The sequence below is a fragment of the Phenylobacterium sp. J426 genome (assembly GCF_024699945.1).
Taxonomy (GTDB): Bacteria; Pseudomonadota; Alphaproteobacteria; order Caulobacterales; family Caulobacteraceae; genus Phenylobacterium.
In genome coordinates, this window is record NZ_JAJOMY010000001.1 from 1,247,390 (window position 1) to 1,263,144 (window position 15,755).

The 15,755-nt window shown below is 70.5% G+C and carries 9 protein-coding genes; 1 reads left to right on the forward strand and 8 read right to left on the reverse strand.

Going from position 1 to position 15,755, the window contains the following annotated elements; all coding sequences use genetic code 11:
- Positions 1-18 precede the first annotated feature (18 nt).
- Entirely contained in the window at positions 19-246 is a 228-nt protein-coding gene (locus tag LRS10_RS06555; protein ID WP_257836551.1) for a hypothetical protein, read from the forward strand.
- Positions 247-286: 40 nt separating this feature from the next.
- Here the strand turns inward: LRS10_RS06555 and LRS10_RS06560 are convergent, their stop codons facing one another.
- From LRS10_RS06560 to LRS10_RS06595, 8 genes are all read right to left on the reverse strand, one after another.
- Positions 287-2,245 carry a methyl-accepting chemotaxis protein gene (locus LRS10_RS06560; RefSeq protein WP_308237926.1) on the reverse strand — a complete coding sequence of 653 codons (1,959 nt, stop codon included), beginning with the start codon at positions 2,243-2,245 and terminating at the stop codon, positions 287-289.
- A 53-nt stretch (positions 2,246-2,298) separates the two neighbouring features.
- Positions 2,299-3,003, reverse strand: a complete 705-nt coding sequence (locus LRS10_RS06565; protein WP_257836552.1) for a TorF family putative porin — start codon at positions 3,001-3,003, stop codon at positions 2,299-2,301.
- Between the two features lie 189 nt (positions 3,004-3,192).
- Positions 3,193-3,648 (reverse strand): MarR family winged helix-turn-helix transcriptional regulator, encoded by a 456-nt coding sequence (locus LRS10_RS06570; RefSeq protein ID WP_257836553.1) that lies wholly within the window; start codon positions 3,646-3,648, stop codon positions 3,193-3,195.
- Positions 3,649-3,986: 338 nt separating this feature from the next.
- Positions 3,987-7,025 carry a TonB-dependent siderophore receptor gene (locus tag LRS10_RS06575; RefSeq protein WP_257836554.1) on the reverse strand — a complete coding sequence of 1,013 codons (3,039 nt, stop codon included), beginning with the start codon at positions 7,023-7,025 and terminating at the stop codon, positions 3,987-3,989.
- A gap of 68 nt (positions 7,026-7,093) precedes the next feature.
- Positions 7,094-8,908: an amidohydrolase family protein gene (locus LRS10_RS06580; RefSeq protein WP_257836555.1), complete on the reverse strand. Its 1,815-nt coding sequence runs from the start codon at positions 8,906-8,908 to the stop codon at positions 7,094-7,096.
- 118 nt (positions 8,909-9,026) lie between these two features.
- The gene (locus tag LRS10_RS06585) at positions 9,027-10,640 is read right to left on the reverse strand and encodes an ATP-binding protein (RefSeq protein ID WP_257836556.1); all 1,614 of its coding nucleotides are present in this window, start codon (positions 10,638-10,640) and stop codon (positions 9,027-9,029) included.
- A gap of 115 nt (positions 10,641-10,755) precedes the next feature.
- Complete coding sequence (locus LRS10_RS06590; RefSeq protein WP_257836557.1) at positions 10,756-14,679, reverse strand: putative Ig domain-containing protein; 3,924 nt, start codon at positions 14,677-14,679, stop codon at positions 10,756-10,758.
- Positions 14,597-15,463: an Ig-like domain-containing protein gene (locus tag LRS10_RS06595; RefSeq protein WP_257836558.1), complete on the reverse strand. Its 867-nt coding sequence runs from the start codon at positions 15,461-15,463 to the stop codon at positions 14,597-14,599. Before LRS10_RS06595 ends, LRS10_RS06590 begins: the two co-directional genes overlap by 83 nt.
- Between the last annotated feature and the right edge of the window lie 292 nt (positions 15,464-15,755).

Below are 15,755 nucleotides of genomic sequence, written 5' to 3' on the forward strand. Positions count from 1 at the left end.
GAGGCCTCGCCGCCCGAGATGACGAAGCCCCCGCACCGCGTTCTGCTGCTCGATCAGGCCGTGCATGATCGTCTGCACTTCCATCGAGCGCTGGTAGGTGCGGCCGCTCGCCTCGCTCTGCTCACGGATCTTGAGCAGGTTCAGGAACACGGCGCCGTTGGCCGCCAGGCTGATGACGATCACCGCGGCGAACGCGCCGGTGAGCTTCTGGGAGATCTTCAGTCGCGAGAACATAGTCGAAGCTGATCCTTGGCCCGGACGGCCGGGTGAGACGGGGGGCTGACGGTTAGAATTCTTCCCAGGCGTCGGCCTCGACGGCTGGCTTGGGCTGGGCTCCGCCGCCGCCCGAATGGGTGGAAACGGTCTTCATCATCGGGACGGACGCCGGCTGCGGCTCGGGACGTTCCGCCCGCTCGGCGCGGGCCGTGGGCGACTGGATGGCCGGCGCCCCCACCTGGAACCGCGAGATGAGGCGCGACAGCTCCTCGGTCTCCTGGGCCAGGCTGTGGCTGGCGGCGGTGGATTCCTCCACCATGGCCGCATTCTGCTGGGTGAGCTGGTCCATCTGGTTGACGGCGGTGTTCACCTGGGCAAGGCCCGAGGCCTGCTCCTGGGCCGAGGCGGCGATCTCCACCACGACCGTGTTGATCTCGGCCACCTGGGCCACGATGCGGTTGAGCGCCTCGCCCGCCTCGCCCACCAGGGTGACGCCCTGGCCCACCTGCTGGGTCGAAGCCGAGATCAGCGTCTTGATCTCCTTGGCGGCGTCGGCCGAACGCTGCGCCAGCGCGCGGACTTCCGAGGCGACGACCGCGAAGCCCTTGCCCGCGTCGCCGGCGCGGGCGGCTTCCACCCCCGCGTTGAGCGCCAGCAGGTTCGTCTGGAAGGCGATCTCGTCGATCACCCCGATGATCTGGCTGATCTGCTGAGCCGACTTCTCGATCTCGTTCATCGCCGCGAAGGCGTTGCGCACCACCTCGCCCGAGGTCTCGCCGTCCTGCTTGGCGGCGGCGACGGTGTCGCGGGCGTGGTTGGCGCCCTCGGCGGTCTTGCGGACCGTGGCGGTGATCTGTTCGAGCGCCGCGGCGGTTTCCTCGAGATTGGCGGCCTGCTGCTCGGTGCGGCGGGCCAGGTCGTCGGCGGCGCGGGTGATCTCGCCGCTGCCCGAGCGGATGCCGTGGGTGGCTCCGGTGATGACCTTCATCGTCTCCTGGAGCTGCTGCAGGGCGCCGTTGAAGTCGGCGCGCAGCTTTTCGTACTCGCCCGGGAACGGCGTCGAGATGCGGAACATCAGGTCGCCCGCCGCCAGCTTCGTCAGACCGGACGCGATCTGGTCGACCACGTGCTGCTGCTGGCGGGCGGCCTCGGCCTTGGCGGCCTCGTTGCGCTTGCGCTCTTCCTCGGCCGCCTTGGCCTGTTCGGCGGTCATGCCTTCCAGGCGCAGCTTCTCGATGGCGGCGTCCTTGAACACCTGGACGGCGTCCGACATCTGCCCGATCTCGTCGCGGCGGCCCTGGGCCGGGATCTCGGTGGTGTTGTCGCCCGAGGCCAGCCGGCGCATGGCGTCGGTCATCGCCACGATCGGCGCGGCCACGGTGCGAGCCAGCAGGAGGCCGGCGCCCAGGGCGATGAGGATCGCCAGCCCGACGCCGCCGTAGATCACCGCGTTCACCATCATGCGGGCCTTGCCCATGTGGGCGTGACGCTCGGCGAGCCGGCCTTCCTCGACCTCCACCATCTTCTCGATGGCGTCCTCGGCCGGGGCGATCTTGCCGTCGGCGATGCCGTCGGGTCCGACCATCTGGACGGCCTGGCCGTGGGTGGCGGGGTTGCGCGCCAGCTTCGAACCCTCGACCACGACGCTGGCGAACCAGGCGTCGGCGGAGGCCTGCAGGGCGTCGATCTGGGCCTGGGCCTCGGCGTTGTCGCCCTGCAGCGTGCGCAGCTCCTTCACCCGCGCTTCGAACGAGCCGCGATGCTTCTTGATGCGGCCCTCGTAGTAGGGGTCGGCCGACAGCAGCAGGCCGCGGAAGCTGTTCTCCTGGCGGGCGAGGGTGAACTCCACGCCCTGCAGCGTGCGCAGGATCTCGTAGCTGTGCTCGTTGGCGTCGCCCGCCTTCTCGATGGCGTGCAGGTTGACCAGCACGGTGGCGCCAAGCGCCATGATCATGGCGACGATCACGCCGAAGGCGATCGACTGCTTGTGCGTGATCTTCAGGTTGTTCAGCGACGAGATCTTGGGCACGGACACGCTCCTAATTCCTGTGACGGCCGCCTTCGGGCGTCCGGCGCGGGGGATCAGAACTTCAGGATGAGGCTGCCGACGAGGCCGGGACGGTATTCGCCGCGCAGGTCGTCGCCGCGGCTCGAGCCGTACCAGCGGACGTCGGCTTCGAGGTTCTTGGTCAGGCCCTGACGGACGCCGACGTTGTAGGCGGTGTAGTCCTTGCCCAGCTCGGCCTTGCGGACGCCCAGCGCGGCGCTGACCTTGGTCTTGGCCGCGACCTTGTAGGTGCCCTGGCCTTCGACCCACCAGGCTTCCTTCGTGCCGGCGAACCCGTCGGGCGTGTAGTTGACGCGCAGGCGCGCGCTGACCGGGCCGGCCTTCTTGGTCACGTCGGCCTCGACTTCCCAGTAGGTGGAGTCGACGCCGTCACGGGTGCCGGGGCGCAGGCGATAGATGGCCTTGAAATCGAACTCGAGGCCGGCGGCCTTCGGCGTGACGCCCACCGTCGTGAGGATCTCGCTGTCCGAGCCCTGCGACATTTCGACCGGTGTCGCGTAGACCTTGATGTAGGCGGGACCATTTGACGCGGTCACCGTGCCGTACACATGGGGCTCGCCCATGCTCTTGCCGATGCCTTTCGAGACGTATTCCGTCGCAGCGCCCAGTTCGACCGAGACGTCGACCTTCTCCGCAGCCGCCGCAGCGGCGGGAAGCGCGCCGGTTACAAACGAAACAACGGCAAAAACCACACCGGCAAGTTGAAGTCGATTGAGCACGACTACATTCCTCTAACTCAAGTCATGAGGAACCTATCGCTCACCTGTAAAATTAAGGTTGCCGGCTGAAGTCCGAAGTATATTCACAGTACATCGACTATGCCGTCGATATTGCATCGATAAACGCGTGCATATCGCCGCTATCTATGCCGCACCCATTGGGCCGGGAACGCAAAAGGCCGCGCCTTCTCAGGCGCGGCCGCTCGAAAGTCGTCCCGAAGAGGGGACCTCAGGCGCGCTCGTAGACCTCGACGATGCGGCGGGGCCCGCGCGATGACCCACGAGGCGCTCCAGCATCAGCTCCATGACCTCGCTGGCGCTCTCCAGGGCGGCGGCGTCAACGCCGCCGATCAGTCGTTCGTAGAGCTCGATGTTCTGCTCCAGCACCTCCTCACGCAGGGCCCGGCCCGCGGCGGTGAGGGTGATCTCGGTCAGCCGGCGGTCGTGGGCGACCTCCGTGCGCAGAAGCAGGCCGCGCGCCACCAGCTTGTCCACCGCCCGCGTGAGGCTCGTACGGTCGAGCGTGAGAAAGTCCGCCACCTCGTTCATGGTGCGGTTCTTCAGCTTGCTCAGCGTGTAGAGCAGCCGCCATTGCGTGAGGGACAGATCGTGCGGGCGTAGGATCTCGGAAAGGATTCTGGTCACGCCGCTCCCAGAGGTGGGCCATCACGTAAAATATACGCAGACGCTGCGCGCGATCCGATCCGCCCTGGATGCTCGGTGCCGCCACACTCATACCCCAGTCCCCCGAAATAAACCTCAGGTTCCCAGTACACGCAGGGAGCGTAGCCGTAATTATGTCAAATTGGCGCAGTTCGTCGGGTGGGCGACATTGCCCCCATGAGCGAACGCCGCCGGGACGAGATCCGCGGCGGTCGGAGCGCTGGGATCGGCCGAGTCGGACCCGCGCGCGATCCCGTAGTTCTACGTAAGACGCGACGCCCCGCGCGCAGAAGTCGCGCAGGGCGTCGCGGCATCCGGCGTCAGAACGTCTTGCGGACGTTGACGTACCAGTAGCGGCTGTAGGGCTGGTACAGTTCGCCGAGGTAGCCCTCGACCGCCAGCGGCGGCTTCTCGTCGGTGATGTTCCGCACGCCGACGCGGACGCGCGTGTCGCCGACCCAGCCGTCGCGGAACTGGTACTGGGCGTACAGATTGCCGGTGAGCTGGCTGTCCAGCAACCAGGGGTTCCCGGCCGCGTCACGCAGATCGGTGTCGTCGACATCGTCGATGTACTGGGTGAAGGCGCCGACCTGCCACTGGTCATAGCTCCAGGTCAGCGAGGCCGACCACTTCCACTCCGGACGGCCGTTTTGCCGGATCAGGTCGCCGCCGCCGGTGATGGTCGTCCCGGCGTTGATCGTCCCCGCGCTCCGCGCCTCCATCAAGGCGGCGATATCGGGCGAGGGCGAGCGGTAGAACTTCATCAGGTGAGCGGCGTTGAAGTTCACGTCGAAGCTGCCGTAGCGGTCGGTGTTCAGGCTCCAGATGACGCCGATGTCGAGCCCTTCCGCCTCCTGCGGCAGCAGGTTCTGGTACTGGTCGTTGACGTAGAGAACCGAACCCACCGGCGCGAGGCCGGTGTTCTGGAAGTTCGCGATATCGTCAGCGGTCGGCGCGGCCCGGATGACGTTCGGGTTCGACCGGCCCTGGACGCGCTCCAGGTAGTCCAGGATCAGCGCATTGCCCTCGCCGAACAGTCCGACGATCCCCTTCTGCTTCACGTTCCAGTAGTCGACCGTGAAGGTGAAGCGGCCGAACTCCGGCGGCACGAAGCGCGGCTGGAAGACGACGCCGGCGCCGAAGGTCTCGCTGGTCTCCGGCTTCAGGTCGGTGTTGCCGGCCCGGCGCGCGGTGGTCGACTGCGAGCGGGCGCAGTTGGCGAAGCTGTTGATGCGGCCGGCGCGCAGGTCGGCCTCGCACTTCACCCAGTCGGTGCGGGTGTTCGAGCGGGTGACCAGGGTGGCGTTGATCTGCTCGAGGTTCGGGGCCTTGAAGCCTTGCGCCCACGAGCCGCGGATGCGGAAACCGTCCCACAGGTCCCAGGCGCCGGCGATCTTCGGCTTGGCCACGTCGCCCACGTCCGAGAAATCCTCGTAACGGCCGGCGAGCTGGAACTCGAGGTTATGGACGAGCGGGATCCCCATGTCGGGCGAGATCACCGGCACCGCCAGCTCGGCATAGGCCGAGAACACTTCGCGCTTGCCCTTGGTGTCGGGCGAGGGCGAGGAGCCGATCAGGTCGTTGCCGTAGACCGTGCCCGTGACCGTGTCGGTGAAGGTGATCGTGCCGTCGAGGCGGCCGTCCCGATCGTCCTGCTGGGTCTCGCGGCGCCACTCGACACCGGCGGCGAAGCCCAGGTCGCCGCCCGGCAGGGCGAACAGATCGGCCTTCGAGATCTTGAAATCCGCCAGTGACAGCGAGCTGGTGGCGACCCGGGTGGTGCGGATCCTGATGGCGTCGATCGCGGCCTGGGAGGACGGCGTGGAGTCGCCGACGCTGGGCAGGCTGGGGTCGCCGCCGTTGAACGGGTTGTAGGCGTCGGGCGTCGACAGGGCGAGCTGGCGCTGGAGCAGGGTGGCGCTGATGCCGTCCGACACGTCCTTGGCCTTGGCGTGCGAGTAGAGCAGCGCGCTCTCCCAGTTGAAGCCGAACTTCTCGCCCCGCAGTCCGCCCAGGAAGCGGGTCTGCGTCAGGTTCACGTCCACCTCGTTCGGCCCCACGTCGGCGAAGGTGTAGCCGCGGAGAACGACCGCCAGGCCCGACGCCGGAGCGGTGATGCCGGGCAGACGGTTCGGGTTGACCTGGCCGTTGGCGAACACCGTCGGACCGAACGGGTTGTAGTAGTTCGACGCCGGGATGGTCAGCGGCAGCGAGCTCAGGGTCGCCGTCGGCGCCTGGATGCTGTGCGTGACGGCGCTGTAGTAGCCGACCTCGCCGAACGCCTCGATGTCGTCCGTCAGGTCCCAGTTGCCGGTCAGGAAGCCGTTGAACCGCTCGGTCGAGGGCATGACCGAGGTGTTGTAGCTGGCTGTGTCGTGCCGCAGGTCGCGGTCGCCCGCCGCCGTGGCCGGGGCGCCGTCATCGATGCAGTAGGACCCCAGCAGCACGGTGCAGCCGCCGAAGTTCGTGGGCTGGGTGTGGAAGGCGCCTGCGGTCGAGGTGACCAGCGCGCCGTTCTGCCGGACGGCGACGTTGCCGAGGGTCTGCAGCGAGGCCCAGGGCATGGTGGTGGTGCGGCTGTCGAGGCCGACGAGCCCCTCGAAGGCGGTGCCGACGAACAGCGGGCGGCGGTCCGACGAGGAGGTGTAGTCCTGGTCGAAGGCGCGCAGGGCCGAGCGGTCGTTGTAGCTCAGCGAGAGGGTCAGGTTGCCCCGGTCCCAGTTCTTGCCCGCCAGGACCGTGATCTCGCCTTCCTTCAGGTGCGTGCCCTCGGCCGCGCCGTACTGGGCCGTCACCTGCAGGCCTTCGAAGTTGTCCTGCAGCACGGTGTTGATCACGCCGGCCACGGCGTCCGAGCCGTAGAGGGCGGCGGCGCCGTCACGCAGCACTTCGAGGCGCTTCAGGCCCGACACCGGGATCGCGTTGGTGTTGTACGTCAGCACCGGCACGAGGTTCTCGTCGGCGCGGCTGGTCGGGTGGGCGACGACGCGGCGGCCGTTCAGCAGCACCAGCGTGTTGCCGACGCCCAGGTTGCGCAGGTTCACCGAGCCCACGTCGCCGCGAGCCGAGTTGGACGAGTTCGGCAGGTAGGACGAGTTGAAGCTGACGTCGCCCATCTGGGGGATAGACCGGAACAGGTCGTCGCCCGAGGTCGCGGCGGTCGCGGCGAGCTGCTCCTCGCCGACCACGGTCACGGGCAGGGCCGCAGTGACCTTGGCGCCCTGGATCTGCGAACCGACGACGACCAGCTCCTCGACCGTCGACTCATCGGCCGCCTGCGCCATGGCGCCGCTGGCGAACGCAAGGCCGCACAGCACGGTGGAGCCCAGCATCACGCTGCGCAACGAGACGAGTTTCATCTTCAACTACCCCCTTGGTTGCGGCGCGCCGCCGCTGTGCGGTCTTACGCGCCCGAAAGAAACGGCCCTCAGTAGAAGGCCACGTTGTCCAGCTCGAGCCAGAGCTTGCCGCCGCCCTTGCGGGACCCGGCGAACTCCACCTCGGTCAGGTCGGTCCCGGTCCACGGCCCTGTGCCCGCACCCCGTCCGGTGACGCGCTGGAACTCCGTGAACGGAACCTCGAACCGGCGCCACTCGGCGCCGGCGGTCACCTCGGCGGCCCAACGGCCGTTCAAGGTGTCGATCATCACCCGGTAAGGCCCGCCGTCGCCCCGGGCCTCGAACCGCACGCCCCTGAAGGCCCGCGCATCGGCCGGCTGCACCGAGCCCCGGGTCAGCGGCAGCACCACCGCGGCCTGCGGATCCGATTTGACCGCCATCTTCGCGGCGAGACTGAGCGCCTTGCCGCCGCCTTTTCCCTCGACAGGCGCGCGGTCGATCACCTGGCTGACCTGGACCGTGCGGTCGATGCCGCCGTCCATGTCGTCGACCCGCAGGGTGTCGAGCTGGGTGCGGCCGTCGGGCCGCTCGAAGTCGTCGATCAGCGCCGCGACCTTCACCGGCGGCATCGCGCGTTCCGAATTCGCCTTGGGCAGGACGACCCCCGGCCCATGCACCGCCTTGCCGTCGACGAAGACGCGGACGGTCCTGCGGACGTCCGAGATGTTCTCCCACGGGCGACCCTCGACCAGCACCAGGTCGGCCCGCTTCCCGGCCGCGATGGTCCCGCGGTCGGCAAGGACGTCCAGCACCTTGGCGCTGTTCGCCGTGCCGGCCATCAGCGCCTGGGTCGGCGTCAGGCCCGCCTGCACCAGCAGCTCCATCTCCCGCAGGGTCGAGACGCCGTGCGGTGTGTTCGGCATGCCGGCGTCGGTGCCCAGCGCGATCGGCACGCCGGCGTCGTGCAGGGCCTTCACGTTCTTCATCGCGAAGCCGAACTTGCGCACCGATTGCCGGAAGCGCGGATCGTCCGGGTTCTCCGGCGGCGCCATGCCGGGCTTCACCGGCTCATAGACGGCCAGCGTCGGCGCATAGGCCGTCCCGCCCTGCTTCAGCGCCGCGACCGTTTCGGCGTCGATCTCGCGGTCCTGCAGGCTGTGGGCGATGAAGTCGACCTTGGCCCGGCCGGCGGCGCGGCCGCGCTCGACGGTGACGGTGTGGGTGCCGACCTTCCAGTCGTTCTTGTGCGCCTCGTCGACGAGGGCCGCGAGCGTCGCCTCGTCCATGCTGGTGTTGTCGGCCGACGTTCCGTAGCGCCAGCCGTCGTGAAACGCCTTGATCACGTCGGGCTTGTAGGGGACGAGCTCCCGGATCGCCTGGCGCGCAGCTTCGGGCGTGTTCACCCACTTGGTCGTGTTGACGTCCGCCCAGTCGGCGCCGTGGCCGCCCGGGGTCGAGGTCCTCGCGGTGAAGTTGACGTGCGGCGCCGCCAGGGTCGCCAGCCAGGCGCGGCGCGGCGCCCAGCTCTCGGGCGACTGGTGGAAGTCGTTCACCGTCGTCACGCCCGCGGCGATGTAGGCGTTGGCGATCTCGGGCGTGATGTTGGGCGCGCCGGCGGGCGTCCAGTGGGTGTGCAGGTCGAAGAAGCCCGGCAGCAGCGCCTGGCCCTTGGCCTGGATCACCGTGGCGCCGCGCGGCGCGCGCACGGCCGGGCCCACGGCCACGATGCGGCCGTCGCGAATCACCACATTGGCGACGCGGGGCGCCTCGCCCGTGGCGGTGAAGACCGTCGCGCCGAGGATGGCGGTGACCCCGGAGGCCGGCGGCGCCTTGGCGGCGGACGCCAGGCAGAAGGCCATCGCGACGATACCCGTGTTACGGGCGACTCCCACCCAACGCGACATACTCAAACCCCCAAAAGACGCCAGCCCGGGCTGTTTGTCGCACGCCCCCCGCGGCCGCAAGCCATTGGTGGAATTTTCTGCCCGTGCGCCGCCTGCTGCGACGATCCCGCGCAGGCGCCTAAACCTCGGGCGCCGCCGCGGCGTTGAGGGCGGCCACCAGCCGGTCCAGCTGCACCGGCTTGGCCACCACATCGTCCATCCCGGCCCGGCGGTACTCGTCCACCTGATGCTGCATGGCGTTCGCGGTCAGCGCGACGATCGGCGTCCGTCGCCGCCCCTCCGCGGCCTCGCGCCGCCGGATCAGGCCCGTGGCCGTGGGGCCGTCCATCTCGGGCATCTGCACGTCCATCAGGACCGCGTCCCACGGCTCGCGCTCCCAGGCCTCGACCGCCAGGCGCCCGTCGGCCACCACCGTGGCCTCGACGCCGAGCTGGTCGAGCAGGGTCTTCAGCACCAGCTGGTTCACGGAGTTGTCCTCGGCCACCAGGACCTTGAGGCGGACCTCAGGCGCACTTGGCGCTTCGGCCGGGGCCCGCGGGGCGACCGCGTCGCCCAGCCGCTCCAGCGGCAGGCGCACCGTGAACCGCGCGCCGCGGCCGGGGGCGCTCTCCACGCCGATCGAGCCGCCCATCATCTCGGCCAGGTCACGGCAGATCGCCAGGCCCAGCCCCGTCCCGCCAAACCGCCGTGTGGTGGACACGTCGCCCTGCTCGAACTTCTGGAACAGCTGGGCCGCCTTGTCCGGGGCTATGCCGACGCCGGTGTCACGAACATCCAGCACCAGGCCCCGGCCCGCCTGGTCCTCTTCGGCGCGAACCGTCACCTGCACCTCGCCTGCGGCGGTGAACTTCAGGGCGTTGGAGATCAGGTTGTGGAGGATCTGCCGCACACGGAGCGAGTCGCCGCGATAGACCCCGGCCGCCGCCGGATCGACCGCCACGCCGAAGGTCAGTCCTTTCGCATCCGCCACCGCCGCGAAGGTCGCGTGCGCGCCCCGCGCCAGCTCCTGGATGTCGAACTCGCCGTCCTCCAGCTCCAGCTTCCCGGCCTCGATCTTCGACAGGTCCAGGAGGTCGTTGAGGATGGCGAGCAGGCTTTCGCCGGACTGCCGGATCACCGCCAGCCGCTCGCGCTGGTGCGGCGGCAGCTCCTCCATGGCCATGGCCTGGGCCATGCCCAGCACCCCGTTCAGCGGCGTGCGGATCTCGTGGCTCATCGCCGCCAGGAACGCGCTCTTGGCGAGGCTCGCCGCCTTGGCCTCCGCGGCCGCTTCGGCCAGCGCCCCTTCGGTCGCCTGTTGCTGCGTCACGTCACGCAGGATCGCCGTGTAGATCATCCCGCGCGCGGTCTCGAGCTTGGACAGCCCCACCTCCAGCGGGAACACCTCGCCGGACTTGCGCAGGCCGAAGATGTCTTGGCGCGCGCTCATCCGCCGGCTCTGCACCCGCGCCCCGGCGAAGGATTCCACGTGACGCCGATGCTCCGCGCGGTAGGGGGCCGGGATCAGCCGGTCCAGCGGCTGGCCCAGCATCTCGTCGGCCGTCCAGCCGAAGGCGGCTTCCGCCCCAGGGCTGAACACCAGGATGCGGAACCGGTCGTCGGCGACGACGATCCCCTCCGAGGAGATGTTCAGGATGCTGGCCAGGACGTCGTCGACGTTCTCGGCCAGCACCGTGCGGGCCAGCAGGGGCCCCTTCGCGGCCTTGCGCTTGACGGAGGAGGAGTCGCTCACGAAGCGCGTGATGGCCCAGCGGGCGCACGTGTGGCCAGCACGCGGCGCGCGATTTTCATCCCCGCGTTCAACTTGGCCGGCGGCATGACGGCCCGCGAGGCGGTTCTCGCCGCGCCTAGAAGCTCCGCGACACGCCCACCCGCGCCACGCCGGCCCGATGACGCCGCGCGGCTTCCGCCGACAGGTCCAGGTCGAGCGTCCAGCCGTTCGACCACGACACGCCGGCGCCCAGGCCCAGCGTCAGCCGGGTGCTCGCCCAGCCGTCGGCGTCGACGGCGTAGACCGGGCCGTCCAGCCAGTCGGCATAGCGGACCCGCTGCGCGTCGGTGCGCCGGAAGTCGTGCTGCAGCTCGATGCGGGCGTGCGGCGCCAGAACGGCGGCGCCGACCCGGGTCCCGCCCTGGGCGCGGAGGCCCAGTACGCCCACGAGGGAGTCGATGGTGCGGCTCTCGTACTGCAGGCCGTACAGGTCGGGGGCCGTCTCGCGGTACCTGTCCAGCTCGGCGCGCATCGCCTCCATCCGCCCATAGGCCGACCAGCCGCCGAGGCCGGCGTTCCGCTCGACCCCGGCCGTGACAGCGGCGAAGACCAGGTGGCCGTCCCGCTGGCCGCGAGCCAGCGCGCCGGTCGCGACGGCCCGGCGGAGGTCGAAGTCCAGCTCGGCGGCGCCCGCGACGCCGTCCAGGAACAGTCCCGGCGTCGGGACGTAGCTGCCGTAGACCGCGGCGGACCAGGCTGTGGCGTCGGCCCTGGAGCCGTCGGTGCCCACATCGGTGTCGCTGCGGGCGAAGCCGGCTCCGACGCCGACGCTCACCGCCTCGCTCAGGCGCACGTCGGCTCCGAGGCTCAGGCCGGAGGTGGCGAACGAGAGCTTGGCCCGGTCGGTCACGGCGTCGCGATGGCCGATGCTGACCGCGCCGCCCACCCAGGTCTCGACCTCCCCGATCGCGCGCGGTCCTGGGGCGGTGCGGATCTGGGCCGGGGCGGCAGCGGCGGTCGGCGACGCAGCCGGGGCGTCAGGACCGCCAATCGGGTCCAGGCCGGCGCGGGGCTGCGGGCGGTCGACGACGCCCGAGACGAACTGCAGGCTCGACCGCGACCGGCCGCCGCCGCGCAGGCTTTCCAGGCGGTTGCGGTAGTTGTCGATCTGGGCGCCGGCGAAACGGCGGGCCGTTTCGGTTTCGGCGCTGAGCAGCCCGCGCACCGTGGCGTCGCGCGACGGATCGGGCAGCGTGACGACGGTGATCGTCACCCGCAGCGGTTCGGACACGCCCTGGGCGTTGCTGAGCGTGTAGGTCAGGACGACCGGACCTGCGAAGCCGGCCGCGGAACGGAACTCGAGCCGATAGCTGCGCGCCCCGGCGACGCCGCCTTCGACCAGCCGGGCCTCGCCGGTGGAGGCGGGCGGGCGGCTGACCAGGGCGGCGGCCGCGAACGGGCCGTTCTGCGCCGGTCCGGTCAGATCGATCGAAACCTGCTGGCCGGCGAGCACCGTCCGCTCGATCGGCGCCGCCGTCGGCGCAGGGGCGACGACGTCGATGGTCACGATCGCGGGGGCGGAGACGCCGCCCGGGCCGATCGCCACGAAGGTGAAGCTGTCGCGCCCCACAAACCCGGCCTGCGGCGTATAGGCCGCTGAATAGGGCGGCAGCGCGGTGGCGGCCCTGGTCCGGCCGGTCGCCGCGTCGGACGCCGCCGCGGCCGCGCTCCGGCGGAGCACCACCGTGCCGTGCCGCGGCAGGTCGCGCAGCTGGATCTCGGACACCACGCCCGAGACCAGCGGGTTCATGTCGATGAAGGCGGTTTCGGAAATGCTCGTCGAGGTCGAAGCGGCGGCGTTGCCCAGCGTCTGGGTCGGAGGCGAGATCGCCGTCGGCGGGGCCGGCGGCTGCACGTCGATCGTCACCGCCACGGGCTGCGAAGCACCGGACGCGGTCACGATCACATAGGTGAAGACGTCGCGGCCGACATAGCCGGGCTCCGGAACGTAGTTCGCCACGCCGCCTTCCAGGGTGAGCACGCCGTGGGAGACGCCGCTGACGATCCGGACCGTGGCGCCATCCGGCCTCGCCAGATCGATCACGTAGTCCGGGCTCTCGAAGGGCACCGTGACGCTCTGCGGCGCCGTTTCGGGCGGCGGCGGCGGCGGCGCGGGGGGCTCCGGCGCAGCCGCGGGGATGATGGTGCCGGTGAAGCTCCGGCCGGCGGTGATGCTGTTCGTGTCGCTGGCCGTGATCGTGAAGCTGTAGGCCCCGGCCGTGGTCGGCGTCCCCGTGATCGCGCCGGTCGTCGCATCCAGGCTCAGCCCGGCGGGCAGGGCTCCGGCCGTAACGCTGAAGCTCACCGGCGCGGTCCCGCCGCTGGTCGACACCGTCCGGCTGTAGGCCGCGCCGATCACCGGCGTCGGCAGCGAGGTGGTGGTGATCGCCAGGCCCGCCCCGATGGTGCCGGAATAGGCCTGGGCGGCGGTGATGCTGTTCGTGTCGCTGGCCGTGATCGTGAAGCTGTAGGCCCCGGCCGTGGTCGGCGTCCCCGTGATCGCGCCGGTCGTCGCATCCAGGCTCAGCCCGGCGGGCAGGGCTCCGGCCGTAACGCTGAAGCTCACCGGCGCGGTCCCGCCGCTGGTCGACACCGTCCGGCTGTAGGCCGCGCCGATCACCGGCGTCGGCAGCGAGGTGGTGGTGATCGCCAGGCCCGCCCCGATGGTGCCGGAATAGGCCTGGGCGGCGGTGATGCTGTTCGTGTCGCTGGCCGTGATCGTGAAGCTGTAGGCCCCGGCCGTGGTCGGCGTCCCCGTGATCGCGCCGGTCGTCGCATCCAGGCTCAGCCCAGCGGGCAGGGCTCCGGCCGTGACGCTGAAGCTCACCGGGGCGGTCCCGCCGCTGGTCGACACCGTCTGGCTGTAAGGCACGCCGATCACCGGCGTCGGCAGCGAGGTGGTGGTGATCGCCAGGCCCGCCCCGATGGTGCCGGAATAGGCCTGGGCGGCGGTGATGCTGTTCGTGTCGCTGGCGGTGATCGTGAAGCTGTAGGCGCCGGCGGTGGTCGGCGTCCCCGTGATCGCGCCGGTCGTGGCATCCAGGCTCAGCCCGGCGGGCAGGGCTCCGGCCGTGACGCTGAAGCTCACCGGCGTCGTCCCGCCGCTGGTCGACACCGTCCGGCTGTAGGCCGCGCCGATCACCGGCGTCGGCAGCGTCGTCGTGGTGATCGCCAGGCCCGCCCCGATCGTCCCGGAATAGGCCTGGGCGGCGGTGATGCTGTTCGTGTCGCTGGCCGTGATCGTGAAACTGTAGGCCCCGGCCGTGGTCGGCGTCCCCGTGATCGCGCCGGTCGTCGCATCCAGGCTCAGCCCAGCGGGCAGGGCTCCGGCCGTGACGCTGAAGCTCACCGGCGCGGTCCCGCCGCTGGTCGACACCGTCCGGCTGTAGGCCACGCCGATCACCGGCGTCGGCAGCGAGGTGGTGGTGATCGCCAGGCCCGCCCCGATGGTCCCGGAATAGGCCTGGGCGGCGGTGATGCTGTTCGTGTCGCTGGCGGTGATCGTGAAGCTGTACGCCCCGGCCGTGGTCGGCGTCCCCGTGATCGCGCCGGTCGTCGCATCCAGGCTCAGCCCGGCGGGCAGGGCTCCGGCCGTGACGCTGAAGCTCACCGGCGCGGTCCCGCCGCTGGTCGACACCGTCTGGCTGTAAGGCACGCCGATCACCGGCGTCGGCAGCGAGGTGGTGGTGATCGCAACCGGCGCCGTCGTCACCGTGCTGAAATAGGGAGAACCCGGCAGCGGCGTCCCGTCCAGCTCGACGACGATGGTGTCGGTCCCGGCATGACCGGGCGTGTAGGTGACCTCGTAGGTTCCGTCGCCCTTGTCGACGATCGCGCTGAGGGCGGCGCCGGCGTTGGCGCCGCCGACCGACAGGGTCAGGCCGCCGCTGGCGCCGCGCACCAGGTCGCCGTCCCCATCACGGACGGTCACCACGATCTTGGTCGGCGCACCCACCACGCCGGCGGCGACGGTCGCGGTGGAACGGGCCGCGCTTCTCACTCCCACATAGGTGACCGAAACCGAGCCGGCGCTCGTCGCGGGTGCTGCCGCCGGCCGAGGCCACGGCGGTATAGGTCACGGTTCCCTTGGCCGTCCCCGTCACCGTGAAGCTGGCTTCGCCGCTGGCGTTGGTGACGGCGCTCGTCGGCGTGGTCGACGACAGGTTGGAGGGACTTGCGGCGAGCGTGACGGTGGCGCCCGACACGGCCGCGCCGGAGGTCAGCTTGACCGCCACCGTGATGGTGACGGAGGCCCCGACGTTGGCGGTGGCGCTGGCCGCGCCGTTGGCCCGGATCGAGGTCTGGGCGGAGTCCGGCGCGGTGGCCAGGATGTATTCGTTCAGGCGGTCGACGATGCCGTTCGAACTGCCGCCATAGCTGCTGGACGTCGTGTAGCTGCCGCCCAGCACGATCAGGCGGAAGCCGGCCGAGCCTTCGAACGCGACGGCGTCCACCACGACGTTTCCGTTCGGATAGCGCGCCTTCAGCTGGCCGGCTTCGGCGCGCGGCGCGCCCCCGACCGTGTAATAGAGGGTGCCGCTGGTGTTGTGGAACGTCCGCTGGGTCCCGTCGTCCGAGAACCGGATCGAACCGGGGTCGGCGTTGAGCAGCGTGGTCGTGGTGTAGGTCTGGCCCGACAGCGCGCCCAGGTAGGCCCGGTTGAAGGTCAGCTCGGCGGCGTGGCCGGCTGCGCTGAGGCCCAGCAGCCAGGCGAGCGCCAAGACGGCCACCGCGAACAGGCGCGCCGCCGCCGATCGGCGGGCGCTGAGAGTTGCGAACGACATGACGGCCCCGGAATCCCGAACAGGTGGCGCCGTCTAGAGAGAGCCGTCGGCTCCACCAACGATGGGCCGTACCCAATCTGGGGCGGCCGCCCTGCGTCGATCCGGCTCGGCCGGTCGGTGTCGCACGTCTCGCGCGCGGAGGCCCGAGGGGATCGCGCGCCGCTCAGCCGACGTGCGTCGGGCCGCCGGGCCGCGGCCCCCTGCGACAGCATGCCGGGCGACCGCGTGTCGCAGGCCGTTCGCTCGGGCCGTCGACTGGCGCCGGCTGCGCGTCCGCGACGGCCATTCCCGA

What these genes read in the sequence shown, in the direction of transcription:
- LRS10_RS06575 (WP_257836554.1), bottom strand. Translation starts at nt 7,025, where the DNA reads ATGAAACTCGTCTCGTTGCGCAGCGTGATGCTGGGCTCCACCGTGCTG.
- LRS10_RS06555 (WP_257836551.1), top strand. Translation starts at nt 19, where the DNA reads ATGACGAAGCCCCCGCACCGCGTTCTGCTGCTCGATCAGGCCGTGCAT.
- LRS10_RS06580 (WP_257836555.1), bottom strand. Translation starts at nt 8,908, where the DNA reads ATGTCGCGTTGGGTGGGAGTCGCCCGTAACACGGGTATCGTCGCGATG.
- LRS10_RS06595 (WP_257836558.1), bottom strand. Translation starts at nt 15,463, where the DNA reads ATGTCGTTCGCAACTCTCAGCGCCCGCCGATCGGCGGCGGCGCGCCTG.